This is a genomic window from Streptomyces sp. NPDC051364 (assembly GCF_040682115.1).
Taxonomy (GTDB): Bacteria; Actinomycetota; Actinomycetes; order Streptomycetales; family Streptomycetaceae; genus Streptomyces.
Map to the genome: position 1 here is coordinate 22,324 of NZ_JBFBAH010000012.1, position 15,765 is coordinate 38,088.

General features: G+C 68.4%; 15 protein-coding genes and 1 riboswitch. Of the genes, 12 read left to right on the plus strand and 3 right to left on the minus strand.

Annotation, left to right across the window (positions count from 1 at the left end):
• The first annotated feature begins 36 nt into the window (after positions 1 to 36).
• The 4 genes from coxB (at position 37) to AB0M76_RS24395 (ending at position 4,496) form a co-directional block, all read left to right on the plus strand.
• The gene (coxB, locus tag AB0M76_RS24380) at positions 37 to 1,011 is read left to right on the plus strand and encodes a cytochrome c oxidase subunit II (RefSeq protein WP_266667753.1); all 975 of its coding nucleotides are present in this window, start codon (positions 37 to 39) and stop codon (positions 1,009 to 1,011) included.
• The gene (gene ctaD, locus AB0M76_RS24385) at positions 1,008 to 2,738 is read left to right on the plus strand and encodes a cytochrome c oxidase subunit I (protein WP_365954877.1); all 1,731 of its coding nucleotides are present in this window, start codon (positions 1,008 to 1,010) and stop codon (positions 2,736 to 2,738) included. Before coxB ends, ctaD begins: the two co-directional genes overlap by 4 nt.
• On the plus strand, positions 2,735 to 3,133 hold the full coding sequence (locus tag AB0M76_RS24390; protein ID WP_030291781.1) for a cytochrome c oxidase subunit 4: 399 nt from the start codon (positions 2,735 to 2,737) through the stop codon (positions 3,131 to 3,133). The genes ctaD and AB0M76_RS24390 overlap by 4 nt, the downstream gene beginning before the upstream one ends.
• 115 nt (positions 3,134 to 3,248) lie before the next feature.
• Positions 3,249 to 4,496 (plus strand): Ig-like domain-containing protein, encoded by a 1,248-nt coding sequence (locus AB0M76_RS24395; RefSeq protein WP_365954878.1) that lies wholly within the window; start codon positions 3,249 to 3,251, stop codon positions 4,494 to 4,496.
• A 196-nt stretch (positions 4,497 to 4,692) separates the two neighbouring features.
• Here AB0M76_RS24395 and AB0M76_RS24400 read toward each other — a convergent pair whose 3' ends face one another.
• On the minus strand, positions 4,693 to 5,097 hold the full coding sequence (locus AB0M76_RS24400) for a response regulator transcription factor (protein WP_030291785.1): 405 nt from the start codon (positions 5,095 to 5,097) through the stop codon (positions 4,693 to 4,695).
• Positions 5,098 to 5,295: 198 nt separating this feature from the next.
• Here AB0M76_RS24400 and AB0M76_RS24405 point away from each other — a divergent pair, with 198 nt between their 5' ends.
• The 6 genes from AB0M76_RS24405 (at position 5,296) to AB0M76_RS24430 (ending at position 12,556) form a co-directional block, all read left to right on the plus strand.
• Positions 5,296 to 5,916, plus strand: coding sequence for a heme-copper oxidase subunit III (locus AB0M76_RS24405; protein WP_266629975.1), 621 nt, complete (start codon positions 5,296 to 5,298; stop codon positions 5,914 to 5,916).
• A 76-nt stretch (positions 5,917 to 5,992) separates the two neighbouring features.
• Positions 5,993 to 6,802, plus strand: a complete 810-nt coding sequence (locus AB0M76_RS24410) for a c-type cytochrome (protein ID WP_365954879.1) — start codon at positions 5,993 to 5,995, stop codon at positions 6,800 to 6,802.
• Positions 6,799 to 7,857, plus strand: coding sequence for a Rieske 2Fe-2S domain-containing protein (locus tag AB0M76_RS24415; protein ID WP_365954880.1), 1,059 nt, complete (start codon positions 6,799 to 6,801; stop codon positions 7,855 to 7,857). Before AB0M76_RS24410 ends, AB0M76_RS24415 begins: the two co-directional genes overlap by 4 nt.
• A complete protein-coding gene (locus AB0M76_RS24420) occupies positions 7,854 to 9,479 on the plus strand; it encodes a cytochrome bc complex cytochrome b subunit (protein ID WP_365954881.1) in 1,626 nt (541 codons plus the stop codon). The genes AB0M76_RS24415 and AB0M76_RS24420 overlap by 4 nt, the downstream gene beginning before the upstream one ends.
• Before the next feature lie 167 nt (positions 9,480 to 9,646).
• Positions 9,647 to 10,711, plus strand: coding sequence for an anthranilate phosphoribosyltransferase (gene trpD / locus AB0M76_RS24425; RefSeq protein ID WP_365954882.1), 1,065 nt, complete (start codon positions 9,647 to 9,649; stop codon positions 10,709 to 10,711).
• A 91-nt stretch (positions 10,712 to 10,802) separates the two neighbouring features.
• Positions 10,803 to 10,919: riboswitch (SAM riboswitch) on the plus strand.
• A 257-nt stretch (positions 10,920 to 11,176) separates the two neighbouring features.
• Positions 11,177 to 12,556: an aminotransferase class V-fold PLP-dependent enzyme gene (locus AB0M76_RS24430; protein ID WP_365955016.1), complete on the plus strand. Its 1,380-nt coding sequence runs from the start codon at positions 11,177 to 11,179 to the stop codon at positions 12,554 to 12,556.
• Between the two features lie 232 nt (positions 12,557 to 12,788).
• Here the strand turns inward: AB0M76_RS24430 and AB0M76_RS24435 are convergent, their stop codons facing one another.
• Both AB0M76_RS24435 and AB0M76_RS24440 read right to left on the minus strand, forming a co-directional pair.
• Positions 12,789 to 13,070, minus strand: coding sequence for an Lrp/AsnC ligand binding domain-containing protein (locus AB0M76_RS24435; RefSeq protein ID WP_030291798.1), 282 nt, complete (start codon positions 13,068 to 13,070; stop codon positions 12,789 to 12,791).
• Entirely contained in the window at positions 13,067 to 13,789 is a 723-nt protein-coding gene (locus AB0M76_RS24440) for a rhomboid family intramembrane serine protease (protein WP_365954883.1), read from the minus strand. Before AB0M76_RS24440 ends, AB0M76_RS24435 begins: the two co-directional genes overlap by 4 nt.
• Positions 13,790 to 13,916: 127 nt before the next feature.
• Here AB0M76_RS24440 and AB0M76_RS24445 point away from each other — a divergent pair, with 127 nt between their 5' ends.
• Together AB0M76_RS24445 and AB0M76_RS24450 are read left to right on the plus strand one after the other, a co-directional pair.
• Positions 13,917 to 14,156, plus strand: coding sequence for a hypothetical protein (locus AB0M76_RS24445; protein ID WP_030291802.1), 240 nt, complete (start codon positions 13,917 to 13,919; stop codon positions 14,154 to 14,156).
• 40 nt (positions 14,157 to 14,196) lie between these two features.
• Positions 14,197 to 15,561, plus strand: coding sequence for an NYN domain-containing protein (locus AB0M76_RS24450; RefSeq protein ID WP_365955017.1), 1,365 nt, complete (start codon positions 14,197 to 14,199; stop codon positions 15,559 to 15,561).
• Positions 15,562 to 15,765: the final 204 nt, after the last annotated feature.

Sequence of the window (15,765 nt, forward strand, 5' to 3'; positions counted from 1 at the left end):
CGGCCGCGCGGGCCGAGACTCTCGGGAAGGCGCTACGTGAGTCCCTACGGCTCCGACCGCTCGCCGCGGCGCCCGATGCGGCGGAAGCTGCTGCAGGCGCTGACTGCGGGCGCGGTCCTGGCGACCGCCACTGGTTGCTCGTACAACTGGCAAGACTTCCCCCGGCTCGGAATGCCCTATCCGGTCACGGAGGAGGCGCCTCGCATCCTGTCCCTGTGGCAGGGGTCGTGGGCAGCTGCCCTCATCACGGGCATCCTGGTCTGGGGCCTGATCATCTGGAGCGTCATCTTCCACCGGCGCAGCCGGACGAAGGTGGAGGTCCCCCCGCAGACCCGGTACAACATGCCCATCGAGGCGCTGTACACCGTGGTACCGCTCATCATCGTCTCGGTGCTGTTCTACTTCACCGCGCGTGACGAGTCGAAGCTGCTCGCGCTCACCCCGAAGCCGGCGCACACGATCAACGTGGTCGGCTTCCAGTGGAGCTGGGGCTTCAACTACGTCGAGAACGTCGACGGCGATGCGGTGACCCCGAAGGCGGGCGAGGTTCCCAAGGAGCTCGCCAACATCCCGGACCGCTTCACCAAGGAATTCCCCGCGGGCGCCGAAGGCGTCTACGAGAAGGGCGTTCCCGGCGACCGCAACCTGGAGACCGGCAACCCCGGCCCGACGCTGTGGCTGCCCAAGGGTGAGAAGGTCCGCTTCATCCTGTCGTCGAACGACGTCATCCACTCCTTCTGGGTGGTCCCCTTCCTGTTCAAGCAGGACGTCATCCCGGGCCACACCAACGTCTTCGAGGTGATCCCGTCCCAGGAGGGCACCTTCATGGGCAAGTGCGCCGAGCTCTGCGGCGTCGACCACTCCCGGATGCTCTTCAACGTCAAGGTCGTCTCGCCCGAGGCCTACCGGGCGCACCTCAAGGAACTGGCCGAGAAGGGGCAGACCGGCTTCCTCCCGGCCGGCATCAAGCAGACTGACCCGGCCCGGAATGCGGAGACGAACAAACTGTGAGCATCCTCAACGAATCTCAGGGTGCCGCCGCCGACTCGTATGAAAACGAGCTGCCGGTGCGGCGCAAGCAGCCGGGCAATGTCGTCGTGAAGTGGATGACCACTACCGACCACAAGACCATCGGCACGATGTACCTGGTCACGTCGTTCGTGTTCTTCATCATCGGCGGTCTGCTGGCGCTCGCCATGCGCGCCGAGCTGGCCCGTCCGGGCACGCAGATCATGTCGAACGAGCAGTTCAACCAGGCGTTCACCATGCATGGCACGATCATGCTGCTGATGTTCGCCACCCCGCTCTTCGCGGGCTTCGCGAACTGGATCATGCCGCTGCAGATCGGCGCGCCCGACGTGGCGTTCCCGCGGCTGAACATGTTCGCGTACTGGCTGTACCTCTTCGGCTCGACCATCGCGGTGGCCGGCTTCGTCACGCCGAACGGCGCCGCCGACTTCGGCTGGTTCGCCTACTCCCCGCTGTCGGACGCGGTCCGCTCGCCGGGCATCGGCGCCGACATGTGGATCATGGGTCTGGCCTTCTCGGGCTTCGGCACGATCCTCGGCTCGGTCAACTTCATCACCACGATCATCTGCATGCGCGCCCCCGGCATGACGATGTTCCGCATGCCGATCTTCACCTGGAACGTGCTGCTGACCGGTGTCCTGGTCCTGCTCGCCTTCCCGGTGCTGGCCGCCGCGCTGTTCGCGCTGGAGGCCGACCGCAAGTTCGGTGCGCATGTATTCGACGCCTCGAACGGCGGGGCATTGCTCTGGCAACACCTCTTCTGGTTCTTCGGACACCCAGAGGTGTACATCATCGCGCTACCGTTCTTCGGAATCGTCTCCGAGATCATCCCGGTCTTCTCCCGCAAGCCGATGTTCGGTTACATCGGTCTGATCGGTGCGACGATCGCGATCGCCGGCCTCTCCGTGACCGTGTGGGCCCACCACATGTACGTCACCGGCGGTGTGCTGCTGCCGTTCTTCTCCTTCATGACCTTCCTGATCGCGGTACCGACCGGTGTGAAGTTCTTCAACTGGATCGGCACCATGTGGAAGGGCTCGCTGTCCTTCGAGACCCCGATGCTCTGGACGATCGGCTTCCTGGTCACCTTCACCTTCGGTGGTCTGACCGGCGTCATCCTGGCCTCGCCCCCGATGGACTTCCACGTCTCCGACTCGTACTTCGTCGTCGCGCACTTCCACTACGTCGTCTTCGGCACCGTGGTGTTCGCGATGTTCGCCGGCTTCCACTTCTGGTGGCCGAAGTTCACGGGCAAGATGCTGGACGAGCGCCTCGGCAAGATGACCTTCTGGACGCTGTTCATCGGCTTCCACGGCACGTTCCTGGTGCAGCACTGGCTGGGCGCCGAGGGCATGCCGCGTCGTTACGCGGACTACCTCGCGGCCGACGGCTTCACCGCCCTGAACACGATCTCGACGATCAGCTCGTTCCTCCTGGGCATGTCGATGCTGCCGTTCATGTACAACGTCTGGAAGACGGCGAAGTACGGCAAGAAGATCGAGGTCGACGACCCGTGGGGCTACGGCCGTTCGCTCGAGTGGGCGACGTCCTGCCCGCCGCCGCGGCACAACTTCCTCACTCTGCCGCGGATCCGTTCCGAATCCCCGGCGTTCGACCTGCACCACCCTGAGATCGCGGCCCTCGACCACCTCGAGGACCACAGCGTCGCGGCCAAGGCCGTCACCGGCGGCAAGGAGGCCGGCAAGTGAAGATCCAGGGCAAGATGTTCCTCTGGCTCTCCTTCTTCATCCTGATCATGGCCGTCGTGTACGGCGTGTGGTCGAAGGAGCCCGTCGGAACCACCGCGCTCTTCCTGGCTTTCGGCCTGAGCGTCATGATCGGCTACTACCTGGCCTTCACGGCCAAGCGCGTCGACGAGATGGCCCAGGACAACCTGGAGGCCGACGTCGCCGACGAGGCGGGCGAGCTGGGGTTCTTCTCCCCGCACAGCTGGCAGCCGCTCTCGCTGGGCATCGGCGGTGCGCTCGCGTTCATGGGCGTCATCTTCGGCTGGTGGCTCATGTACTTCTCGGCCCCGATCATCGTGATCGGCCTGTGGGGCTGGGTGTACGAGTACTACCGCGGTGAGAACCAGAACCAGTAGCACCGCAGGCAGAACGAAGACCAGGGGCCCGGACACCTCCAACGGAGGAGTCCGGGCCCCTCGTTTGCAGTCACCCCGCGCGCAGTAATGGTCATACCTTCATAGCGTTGGCTCCATGAAGCACTCACCGCGTCTTTGGACGGTACTCAGCTGCTCCGTGCTGGTCGCGTCCCTGGGGGCCGGCGCCACCGCCTGCGGGCCCGGAGACAACCCGCTGTCAGCCCGCCCGTACGACGCGGGCGACCAGGTCGTCTTCAACCAGCCCCCCGGCGGCCGGCCCCTCGACCCCGAGAAGCCCTTGGAGATCACCGCCAAGGGAACCGGCGGCAACCGGATCACCGACGTGTCCGCCGTGGACGCCCAGGGCCGCCGGCTCGCCGGCGAGCTGAGCGCCAAGGGCGACCGCTGGCACAGCACCGCCCCGATGGCCGCCGGCGTCCATTACACGGTCCTGGTGAACACCGAGGACGAGCGCGGGGCTCCAGGGCAGCGCAGGCTGACGTTCGAGACCACTCCGGCCAAGCAGGTCCTGAAGGTCGAATTCGGGCCGGACGAGGGCAAGTACGGCGTCGGACAGCCCATCACGGCCGAACTGAACGAGCCCATCACGGACAAGGCCGCCCGCGCGATCGTGGAGCGGGGCCTGGTCGTCGACACGCCGCCGGGTGTCGAGGGCGCCTGGCACTGGGTGGACGACAAGCACCTGCACTTCCGCCCGAAGGATTACTGGCCCGCCCACTCCGCCGTCTCCGTACGGAGCAATCTGGAGGGCATCAAGATCTCCGACGAGTTCCACGGGGCCGCCAGCAAGCCGCTGGCGCTGGAGATCGGGGACCGGGTCGAGGTCACCACCGACGCGTCCTCGCACTACCTCACGTTCGAGCGCAACGGAGAAGTGATCAACACCATTCCGGTGACCACCGGAAAGCCCGGCTTCTCCACCCGCAACGGGGTCAAGGTGGTACTCGGCAAGCAGTACTTCGTCCAGATGCGCGGCGACACCGTCGGCATCGGCGGCAGCGAGTACTACAACCTGCCCGTCTACTACGCGACCCGCGTCACCTGGAGTGGTGAATACGTGCACGCCGCGCCGTGGTCCGTGGGCTCGCAGGGCTACGAGAACGTCAGCCACGGCTGCACCGGCATGAGCACGGGCAACGCCGCCTGGTTCTACGAGAACATCACCGAGGGCGACATCGTCCGGGTGATCAACAGTATCGGCGACGACATGGAACCCTTCGGCAACGGCTTCGGCGACTGGAACCTGGACTGGAAGGACTGGCGCGAGGGCAGCGCCCTCCTCAAGGGCACCCAGGAAGGCCGCAGCCCGATCGACAAGGCCCGCCTGCGGCCGACTGTCTAGTCGGGGTCGGCTTCGCCTCCGGGGCCGCCGGTGTCGGCTCCAGGAGGGCGTGCGTCCTCAGAACCTGCTCGTACCTCGCAGGTTCCTCCGGGCGCTCGCCCTCCTTCGCCGACGCGGCCCCTCCGGCTCAGCCGACCCGTGCAGCCTTCGGCCGGGCACGGGCGGTGGTGCTCCCCGGCGGGAGCCGAGGGGCCGGTCAGGCGGAGTTGGCGGCGAGGCGGGGGCGCAGCAGGCCCGCCAGGGCGTCCGCGAACTCCACCGGGTCGACCGGCAGGGTCACCGCCGCGTCCGCACGGCTCCAGGTGGCCAGCCAGGCGTCCTGCGGGCGCCCCATCAGCAGCAGCACAGGCGGGCATCGGAAGATCTCGTCCTTGATCTGCCGGCACACGCCCATGCCCCCGGCCGGAACCGCCTCGCCGTCCAGCACGCACACGTCGATCCCGCCCGCGTCCAGCTCGCTCAGGACGGCCGGGAGGGTGGCGCATTCCACGAACTCGACCGGCGGCAGGTCCGCGGCCGGCCTGCGCCCGGCCGCCAGCCGCACCTGCTCCCGGGTGCTCGCATCGTCGCTGTAGACCAGAACCCGTGCAGTCGACCGCATTTCGTTCCTCCACGGTGCCGTGAATAACGTTGATGTTGCGCGGGATGCTACTCCGTCCGACCCGGTGTCAACATCGGTTCGGACAGCCTCGCCGATGAACGCGCCGGGCCGATCTGATGGGCCGTTCGGGCCTTGCACACGCCCCTGACACTCCGAACGGCACCCCCCGGGGTGAGGGCGGGATAAGCGACCGACATAATGTCGGTCGTGGCGACAGCAACGACAGTAGATACCGGGCACGCGCACCCGACGGTCAACCGGCCGAACCTCGTCAGCGTCGGAACCATCATCTGGTTGAGTTCCGAGCTGATGTTCTTCGCGGCCCTCTTCGCGATGTACTTCACCCTGCGATCCGTGACAGGTGCCGAGTACTGGGCAGAGCAGGCTTCGGCCTTGAATCTGCCCTTCTCGGCGACGAACACGACGATCCTGGTGCTTTCCTCCCTCACCTGCCAGCTCGGCGTATTCGCCGCAGAGCGCGGTGACGTGAAGAAGCTCCGGTCGTGGTTCATGATCACGTTCGTCATGGGTGCGATCTTCATTGGCGGCCAGGTGTTCGAGTACACCGAGCTGGTCAAGCACGAGGGCATGAGCCTCTCGTCCGGTCCGTACGGCTCCGTGTTCTACCTGACCACCGGGTTCCACGGTCTGCACGTGACGGGCGGTCTCATCGCCTTCCTGCTGGTCCTCGGCCGGACGTACGCGGCCAAGAGGTTCACCCACGAACAGGCCACGTCGGCCATCGTCGTGTCCTACTACTGGCACTTCGTCGATGTCGTCTGGATCGGCCTCTTCGCGACGATCTACCTGATCAAGTAGCGAACACGTCACCGGGCGAGACCCGGCACTCCATCCAGAAACACCGACGCAGAAGATCCTGACACCGGGGTAATCCGTGAAAAAGCTCTCCGCACGACGACGCCATCCGCTGGCGGCGGTCGTCGTTCTACTCCTCGCGCTGGCGGCCACTGGGGGGCTGTACGCCGCCTTCGCCCCCGCGGGCAAGGCGCAGGCCGATGAAACCGCCCAGTCCCTCGCCATCGAGGAGGGCAAGAAGCTCTACGCCGTGGGCTGCGCAAGCTGCCACGGAACCGGCGGTCAGGGTTCCACTGACGGCCCCAGCCTGGTCGGCGTCGGCTCCGCGGCCGTCGACTTCCAGGTGAGCACGGGCCGCATGCCCGCCCAGCAGCCCGGCGTGCAGGTGCCGAAGAAGCCGGTCATCTACGACCAGGCGCAGATCGACCAGCTCGCCGCCTACATCGCCTCCCTCGGCGCCGGCCCGATCGTGCCGACCGAGAAGCAGTACGACCCGGCGGGCGCCGACATCGCCAGGGGTGGTGAGCTCTTCCGCAACAACTGCGCGCAGTGCCACAACTTCACCGGCGAAGGCGGCGCACTGACGAACGGCAAGTACGCCCCCAACCTCGAGGGCGTCGAGCCGAAGCACATCTACGAGGCCATGCTCACCGGCCCGCAGAACATGCCCTCCTTCCCGGACAGCACCATGCCGACGAAGGAGAAGAAGGACATCATCGCGTACATCCAGCACGTGAACGGCGAGAAGTCGGTCAGCCCTGGCGGCCTGAAGCTCGGTGGCCTCGGCCCCGTCTCCGAGGGTCTGTTCGGCTGGATCTTCGGCCTGGGTGCGCTGATCGCTGTCGCCGTCTGGGTCGCGGCCCACACCGCTAAGGCCAAGAAGTCATGAGTAGCCAAGACATTCCCGAAGAGAAGCACCTGCCGAGCGAGCAGGGCGACGCGCACCACGGTGGCGTAGCAGTCGCGGACGACCCGTTCGCCGACCCGGGCCTGCCGGTCCACAAGCCCCGTATCCAGGACATCGACGAGCGGGCCGCGAGGCGCTCCGAGCGCACCGTGGCGATGCTGTTCACGCTGTCGATGCTGGCCACGATCGGCTTCATCGCCTCGTACGTGACCATCCCGGTCGACAAGATCGTCTACATCTTCCCCATCGGGAAGGTGAGCGGGCTCAACTTCGCCCTGGGCATGACCCTGGGCGTCGCCCTCTTCTGCATCGGCGCGGGCGCGGTCCACTGGGCCCGCACCCTGATGTCCGACGTGGAGGTCGCCGACGAGCGCCACGAGATCGCGGCGCCGCCGGAGGTCAAGGCGAAGGTCCTGTCGGACTTCGCCGACGGTGCGAACGAGTCCGCCATCGGCCGCCGTCCGCTGATCCGCAACACGATGCTGGGCGCGCTGGCCATGCTGCCGCTGTCCGCCGTCATGATCATGCGCGACCTGGGTCCGCTGCCCGAGGACAAGCTGCGCCACACGGTGTGGGCCAAGGGCAAGCTGCTCATCAACGACAACACGAATGAGCCGCTGCGTCCCGAGGACGTCCAGGTCGGTTCGCTGACCTTCGCCAGGCCGGAGGGCCTGGAGGAGGAGCAGCACGACTTCCAGACGCAGATCGCCAAGGCCGCCCTGATGATCGTCCGGATCAAGCCGGAGGACATCAAGGACAAGCAGGAACTCGAGTGGTCCCACGAGGGCATCGTGGCCTACTCGAAGATCTGCACCCACGTCGGCTGCCCGATCAGCCTGTACGAGCAGCAGACGCACCACGTGCTCTGCCCGTGCCACCAGTCCACTTTCGACCTCTCCGACGGCGCCCGTGTCATCTTCGGCCCGGCCGGCCACGCGCTTCCGCAGCTGCGGATCGGCGTGAACGGCGAAGGCTTCCTCGAGGCGCTCGGCGACTTCGAAGAGCCCGTCGGTCCTGCATTCTGGGAGCGCGGATGAGCACTGCCACCGATTCGAAGCGCAAAGCGCCGGCCGGCGAGCGGGTAGCCGACTGGGCGGACGGCCGCCTGGGCATCTACAGCCTGGCCAAGTCCAACATGCGCAAGATCTTCCCGGACCACTGGTCCTTCATGCTGGGTGAGATCTGCCTCTACAGCTTCATCATCATCATCCTCACGGGTGTGTACCTGACGCTGTTCTTCCACCCGAGCATGAACGAGGTCGTGTACCACGGCTCGTACGTGCCGATGCAGGGCGTCCAGATGTCCGAGGCCTTCGCCTCGACGCTGGACATCAGCTTCGACGTCCGCGGTGGTCTGCTCATCCGGCAGATCCACCACTGGGCGGCCCTGATCTTCGTCGCGGGCATGGTCGTGCACATGATGCGCGTCTTCTTCACCGGCGCGTTCCGCAAGCCGCGCGAGGTCAACTGGATCTTCGGCTTCCTGCTGCTGGTCCTCGGCATGTTCACCGGTTTCACCGGTTACTCCCTGCCGGACGACCTGCTCTCGGGCACCGGTGTCCGCTTCATGGAGGGCGCGATCCTGTCCGTGCCGATCGTCGGCACGTACATCTCGTTCTTCCTCTTCGGCGGCGAGTTCCCCGGCGGCGACTTCGTCGCCCGGTTCTACTCGATCCACATCCTGCTGCTGCCCGGCATCATGATGGGCCTGCTGGTGGCCCACCTGATCCTGGTCTTCTACCACAAGCACACCCAGTTCGCGGGTCCCGGCAAGACGAACAACAACGTCGTCGGCATGCCGCTGCTGCCGGTCTACATGGCCAAGGCCGGAGGCTTCTTCTTCCTGGTCTTCGGTGTCATCGCGGCCATCGCGGCGATCGCCTCGATCAACCCGATCTGGGCGCTCGGCCCGTACCGTCCGGACCACGTGTCCACCGGTGCGCAGCCCGACTGGTACATGGGTATGCCGGAAGGCCTGATCCGTGCCATGCCGGGCTGGGAGATCAACCTGTGGGGCCACACGCTCGTCCTGGGCGTGTTCATCCCGCTGCTGATCTTCCCGGTGGTCCTCGGTGCGATCGCCGTCTGGCCGTTCATCGAGTCCTGGGTCACCGGGGACAAGCGCGAGCACCACATCCTGGACCGCCCGCGCAACGTCCCGACCCGCACGGCCTTCGGTGTCGCCTGGATCGCGGAGTACATCGTGCTGCTGATCGGCGGTGGAAACGACATGTTCGCGCAGTACTTCCACCTCTCGATCAACAACATCACGTGGTTCGTCCGGATCGGCTTCTTCGTCGTCCCGGTCCTCGCGTTCATCGTCACCAAGCGCATCTGCCTCGGCCTGCAGCGCCGGGACCACGACAAGGTGCTGCACGGTCGCGAGACCGGCATCATCAAGCGCCTGCCGCACGGTGAGTTCGTCGAGGTCCACGAGCCGCTCTCGCAGGGCAAGCTGCACACGCTGACCGCGCACGAGCAGTACAAGCCGATCGAGATCGGCCCGACGGTCGACGAGAACGGTGTCGAGCGCAAGGTCGGCCGCATGGAGAAGCTCCGCGCGAAGCTCAGCAAGGGCTTCTACGCCGAGAACAACCAGATTCCGAAGCCTTCGGTGGAGGAGTACAAGGAGATCCAGAGCGGCCACGGCCACCACTGATCCCGCTTGAGGGACTGATTTCGGTCAGTCCTCGTGTCGCCACGGCGAGAGCCCCGTCCAGTGTCCGGACGGGGCTCTTTGCCGTCCCCGGGGCTGGATAGGCTGGAGCCCTGCCCATTCGACCTGGACCCCGATATCGGGTGGCCGACCAACAGCAGGAGCGGACCATGAACGTTGTGACCCCGGCAGGCGGCGACAGCGTGGCGGCCCGCGGCTGGCCGGGCGTCCTCGACGCCCTGCTGAACGGCCAGGACCTGCGCGCCGAGGAAACCGCCTGGGCCATGGACCGGATCATGCGCGGGGAGGCCACCGACGCCCAGATCGCCGGCTTCGTGGTGGCGCTGCGGGCCAAGGGGGAGACCGTCGCCGAGATCAACGGCCTCGTACGGTCCATGTACGGGCACGCCAACCTGATCGAGGTGCCGGGCCGGACGGTGGACATCGTCGGCACCGGCGGCGACGGGGCCAAGACGGTGAACATCTCGACGATGTCGTCGATCGTGGTGGCCGGTACGGGCGCCAAGGTGGTCAAGCACGGCAACCGGGCCGCGTCGAGCGCGAGCGGTTCCTCGGACGTGCTGGAGAAGCTCGGGGTCAACCTGGACCTCAGCCCGGCGCGGGTCGTCGAGGTCGCGGAGGAGGCCGGGATCACCTTCTGCTTCGCGGTCAAGTTCCACCCGGCGCTGCGTCACGTGGCCGCGGCCCGCAGAGAGCTGGGCATCCGGACCACCTTCAACTTCCTCGGCCCGCTGACCAACCCGGCGCGGGTACGGGCACAGGCCACGGGCGTCGCGGACGCCCGGGTGGCCCCCATCGTGGCGGGCGTGCTGGCGGAGCGAGGCTCCTCGGCGCTGGTGTTCCGCGGCGACGACGGCCTGGACGAGCTGACGACCACCGCCACCTCCCGGGTGTGGTGGGTCCGCGACGGCCGGGTGGACGAGCAGTCCTTCGACCCGCGCGACGTGGGCGTCCCGCTGGTCGACGTCTCGGCGCTGCGCGGCGCGGACGCCTCGTACAACGCGGACGTCGCCCGCCGCCTGCTGGCCGGCGAGACCGGCCCGGTCCGCGACGCGGTGCTGCTGAACTCGGCGGCGGCCCTGGTGGCCCTGGACCCCGGCACGGGCTCCCTGGAGGACCAGATCCGCGCGGGCATCGCCCGGGCGGCGGAAGCCGTCGACTCGGGCTCCGCCCGGGCGGCCCTGGACCGCTGGGTGGCGGCCAGCAACGCGTAGCGGTACGAGAAAGGCGTGAAACAGGTGGCCCCGGTCCAGTATGCGGACCGGGGTCTTGCGCGTGAGGGATCTTGTGGCAGGATGCAGACCAGGTCACGAGTGACAGCGTTTAGGCCCCGGCTTGCTGTCCGGCAACCCTCCTTCCGTGGCGGGGTGCCCCGGGTGATGACCAGGTCGTAGGCAGAAAGGCCTACGGCAAGCGCGGATCCCTCGACACCAGGGGTCCTGGTCTCTCGAGGAGCTTTTTCCGTGAGCAAGCGAATGCGATAGGGCGACTCCGCCCCTTCTTCACCCTCCGCACGGTCCTCAGCCGCGTCCGTGCGTCGAGGCAATTCCCGTACCCCACTGCCGCATGCGCGTCCGCGCATCCGTGCACCCGCGTACGGGCCGTCCGAAGCCATTCAGCCTGTCCCGCCGGGAGATACCGCCATGTCCACGTACCCGAACGCCGTCGCCACCGCCGTCGTGACCGCCCCCGTTGCCGCCCCTGCCGACCCCGCCTGTGCCGAGCCGCTGCCGGTCCTCGGCCGGGACGTCACCGTCCCGCTCGTCACCGGCGGCGAGGTCACGTACGCGGCCCTCGACTACGCGGCCAGTGCCCCCGCGCTCCAGCGGGTCTGGGACGACGTCGCCGCGTACGCCCCCTATTACGGCAGCGTGCACCGCGGCGCCGGGTACCTCTCCCAGCTCTCCACCGACCTGTTCGAGCAGAGCCGCGCCACGGTCGCCGAGTTCCTCGACTGCCGCCCCGCCGACCAGATCGTCTTCACCCGGTCCACCACCGACTCGCTGAACCTGCTCGCCGCCGTACTCCCGGCCGGCTGCCAGGTCTTCGTCTTCGAGACCGAGCACCACGCCTCGCTGCTGCCGTGGGCCGACGCACAGGTCACCTACCTCAACGCCCCGCGGACCCCGGCCCAGGCCGTCGAGACCCTCGAGCGGGCGCTGGCCGACCGTGCTGCATCAATTGAAGAGGGCTACGGCCCGGCGCTGGTCTGCGTCACCGGCGCGTCCAACGTCACCGGTGAGCTGTGGCCGGTGAAGGAGCTCGCCGCTGCCGCGCACGCCCACGGCGCGCGGATCGTCCTGGACGCCGCCCAGTTGGCCCCGCACCACCCCGTCTCCGTGCAGGAGCTGGACGTGGACTGGGTGGCCTTCTCCGGGCACAAGCTGTACGCGCCGTTCGGCTCGGGCGTGCTGGCCGGCCGCGCGGACTGGCTGCAGCAGGCGGAGCCGTACCTGGCCGGCGGCGGCGCCTCCCGGAAGGTCGCCCGCCGCGCGGACGGCGGCGTCGACGTCGAGTGGCACACCACGGCCGCCCGCCACGAGGCCGGCTCCCCGAACGTCATCGGCGTGTACTCGATCGCCTCCGCCTGCAAGGCCTTGACCGAGGCGGGCTTCGACAGCCTCGTCGCCCGGGAGCGCCACCTGATCGCCAAGGTCCGGAGCGGCCTGGCGGAGGTCCCGGCGGTCCGGGTCCTCTCCCTCTTCGGGGACGAGGCCCCGCGGGTCGGCGTCATCTCCTTCGTCGTGGACGGCTGGAACAGCTCGCACTTCGCGGCCGCACTGTCGGCGGAGTACGGGATCGGCGTCCGCGACGGCCTGTTCTGCGCCCACCCGCTGGTCCGCACCCTGCTGGGCAGCGAGCCGCAGGCCCAGGGCGATTGCGGAGCCCCCGAGGCGGCCCCGGGGGAGCGCTCGCTGAACGCGATCCGCGTCAGCTTCGGCGCAGGCACCCCCGACGAGCACGTCGACCGCTTCGTCCGCGCGGTCAGGGAACTCGTCGCCGACGGCGCCAAGTGGCAGTACCGCACGGAGGAAGGCCGCTGCGTGCCGGCCGTGTGACACGCATCCGCTGTGGTGGGGCGACCGGGTGAGGTACCCCCAGCGCCTCAGACGCCGGCGGGGCTCGATCTGTCCGGCCCGGGCCTCACAGGGAGAGCGGAGGCGGGGCGCGGTCGGACACCGGCAGGTGGGGTGGGGGCACTGCGGTGGTGAGCCGAGGACGAGAGGTCACCGCCGCCGGGTGCAGCTCTGATGCGGCCGGGATCCGCGAGCCGGGACGAACTGGGCAGCGCTACGCGTCGAGGCCGATGGCGAACGCGGCTTCCAGGTCGTGCTGGGAGTACGTGCGGAACGCCACGTGGGTGTCCGTCGCCTCCACGCCCGGGATCTTGCTGATGCGGCCCGGGATGATGTCCGCCAGGTTCTCGTGGCGGGCCACGCGGACCAGCGCGATCAGGTCGTACGTCCCCGTGACGGAGTAGACCTCACTGACGTTGTCCAGCGCGGCGATCGACTCGGCGATCTCGGGGATGCGGTCCACGCTGGTCTTGATGAGCACGATCGCGGTGATCACGGCTGGCTGTCTCCCTCGGTGGCCGTCGCTGGTCTCCTCACTCTAGTCGTACGCCGATACCGCACCCACGCGTAGACGAAGCCGAGCGAGAAGCCCACCACATGGGCCAGGTACGCCACCCCCGGGCCGCTGCCCGCGCGGTGCGCCGCCAGCCACTGGAGGCCGAACCAGAACAGCAGGACGATCCAGGCCGGGAAGCGCAGCGGCAGGAAGAGGAGGAACGGGAACAGGCTCGTGACCCTCGCCCGGGGGAACAGGCACAGGAAGGCCCCCAGCACCGCCGAGATCGCACCCGACGCGCCGACCAGGGTCTGGGCCGAGGCGGCGTTGGCCGCCGCGTACGCCGCCAGGGCCAGGTAACCCGTACAGACGTAGAAGGACAGGAATTCCGGTCGGCCCATCCGCTCCTGCGTCATCACGCCGAAGACGTAGAGGAAGAGCATGTTGCCGAGCACGTGCAGCCAGCTGCCGTGCACGAACAACGCGGTGAGCGGGGTCAGCAGCGCCCGCGCCGACCCGGTGAACAGCTCGTCCGGGACCACCCCCCAGCGCCGGAAGTATGCGGTCCCCGTCTCCAGTAACCGCTCGCCCGTGCCGTACGAGGGGTTCAGCCCCGAGGCCGGGCCGAGCAGGAACACCACGCAGCAGCCGGCGATCAGTGCGTGGACGACCACCGGGCCCCGGACGGCCTCCCGGAGGGCCTGCCACCTTACGATCATGCGGTTGAGCATGACCCAAGCGGACCCACCCGGAGCACCGGCAGGCCGTAGGGTTACGTGCTGCGGTCCGCCGATTGACGCAGACGGCGGCTTTAATTGAAACAGCTACGAAGGAGAGAGCGGCCTGATGACGGTTCCCCTGCCGACCGACACCACCCGGTGGCGCTGCACGCTGTGCGGCAACCTCACGCGTTTCGACGTCACTCGTTCGTCGAAGGTCGTGGAGTACGTCCACCTGGATCTTGCCGGGGAGCCCAAGGTCGAGGAACGCGAGGTGGTCAATGAGACCATCGAGTCGGTCCGCTGCCGGTGGTGCAACGCGGTGGACCAGATCGAGCTCGTGGACAGGCCGGGCACGGACTCCTGACGGAGCCGGGCCCACAGGTAGATCACGGTAGGGGTGACGGATTGTGGAGCCAGCAAGCGGCGCTGAGCCGGCCGACGCGGCCGGCGACGCCGCAGAGGTGCTCGACCGCCCGCTGCCGGAAGGCGTGCGGCGCCGGGTCGTCGCGCTCGTCTCGGACGCCTTCGGCGGACTGACGGTCGCGGACCTCCCGGCGCAGCTGCGCCAGTACGCCCGGTTCACCCCGACCCGGCGGGCCAAGTTCGCGGGCAACGCCATGGCCGCGGCCGTGGAGGCGGATGGCGTCTTCCGGGGCCGCGTCGCCGAGAAGCTGCGCGAGGCGCAGGCCGAGCTGGCCGGTGCGCTGGAGTCCGGTGCGCCGCCCGCCGCCGCGGACCCGCTGGACGTGGCGGCCGCCGCGTACGTGCTGCGGCCGGTCGGCTGGGTCAAGCTGGTGGCCGCCGCAGGCGAGGAGGCGCAGCGCGCCGACGCCGAGCGGTTCGGCGAGGAGACCCGGCGCGAACTGGACCGGCTCCGCGAGGAGCTGGCCCACGCACGGGACCTGCAGCGCCTCGGCGGCGAGCAGGTGCGGGCCGAGCTGGACGGGGCGCGCAAGGAAGCGGAATCGCTTCAGCGCAAGCTGCGCAGCGCCCAGAGCGATGTGAAGCGCGGCGAGGCGGCCCTGCGCAAGGTCACCGCCGAGATCGACGGGATCCGGGGCGAGGCGGCCGCACACGTGGCCGCCGCCGAGAGCGAGACCCGGCGGCTCAAGTCCCGCCTCGCGGAGGTCGAGGCGGCGCTGGAGACCTCCCGCCGGGCCACCCGCGAGGGCCGCAGCGTCGAGGACATGCGGTTGCGGCTGCTGCTGGACACCGTGCTGGACGCGGCCCAGGGGCTGCGCCGCGAGCTGGCGCTGCCGCCGGTGTCGACGCGGCCGGCCGACACGGTGGACGCGGTGGAGCCGGGCCGGATGACCCCGAAGGACATCGCGGCGCGGGCCCTGTCGGAGACCGATCCGGCGCTGCTGGACCAGTTGTTGGCGCTGCCCCAGGCCCATCTGGTGGTCGACGGCTACAACGTGACCAAGACCGGCTATCCGACGATGCCGCTGGAGAAGCAGCGGCTGCGGCTGCTGGGCGGGCTGTCGATGCTGGCCGCACAGACCGGCGCGGAGATGACCTGTGTCTTCGACGGCGCGGAACTGGCGGCCCCGGTACTGCTCGCGCCGCCGCGCGGGGTGCGCGTGCTGTTCTCGAAGGCCGGTGTGACGGCGGACGAGCTGATCCGCCAGCTGGTGCGCGCGGAGCCCCCCGGCCGGCCCGTGGTCGTGGTCTCCACGGACCGCGAGGTGGCCGACGGCGTGGCGAAGGCCGGTGCCCGGCCGGTAACGTCCGCTTTGTTGCTGAAGCGGCTTTCGCGCGTTTCGTAACTCGTCGACGGAATGCCCGATTTGATATGGCCGACAGGGAACGTACCGTCAAGTGCCCTGCACAGAGCGTGGGCTGTAGGTAAAGAACCTGGTCGGCAAGCGATTTTTTTCTCGACAGGATTTGAACTGATCACAGCCGGGTCACTAGGGTCTGTTCAAACCTTCGTGCGGTAGATCACTCATTCAGGGTGGCGGCGAAGGTGT

Bases quoted from the DNA above. Each gene is read 5' to 3' on its own strand.
- AB0M76_RS24395 (WP_365954878.1), top strand. From the start codon at position 3,249: ATGAAGCACTCACCGCGTCTTTGGACGGTACTCAGCTGCTCCGTGCTG.
- AB0M76_RS24400 (WP_030291785.1), bottom strand. From the start codon at position 5,097: ATGCGGTCGACTGCACGGGTTCTGGTCTACAGCGACGATGCGAGCACC.
- AB0M76_RS24405 (WP_266629975.1), top strand. From the start codon at position 5,296: ATGTCGGTCGTGGCGACAGCAACGACAGTAGATACCGGGCACGCGCAC.
- AB0M76_RS24415 (WP_365954880.1), top strand. From the start codon at position 6,799: ATGAGTAGCCAAGACATTCCCGAAGAGAAGCACCTGCCGAGCGAGCAG.
- AB0M76_RS24420 (WP_365954881.1), top strand. From the start codon at position 7,854: ATGAGCACTGCCACCGATTCGAAGCGCAAAGCGCCGGCCGGCGAGCGG.
- trpD (WP_365954882.1), top strand. From the start codon at position 9,647: ATGAACGTTGTGACCCCGGCAGGCGGCGACAGCGTGGCGGCCCGCGGC.
- AB0M76_RS24440 (WP_365954883.1), bottom strand. From the start codon at position 13,789: ATGATCGTAAGGTGGCAGGCCCTCCGGGAGGCCGTCCGGGGCCCGGTG.
- AB0M76_RS24445 (WP_030291802.1), top strand. From the start codon at position 13,917: ATGACGGTTCCCCTGCCGACCGACACCACCCGGTGGCGCTGCACGCTG.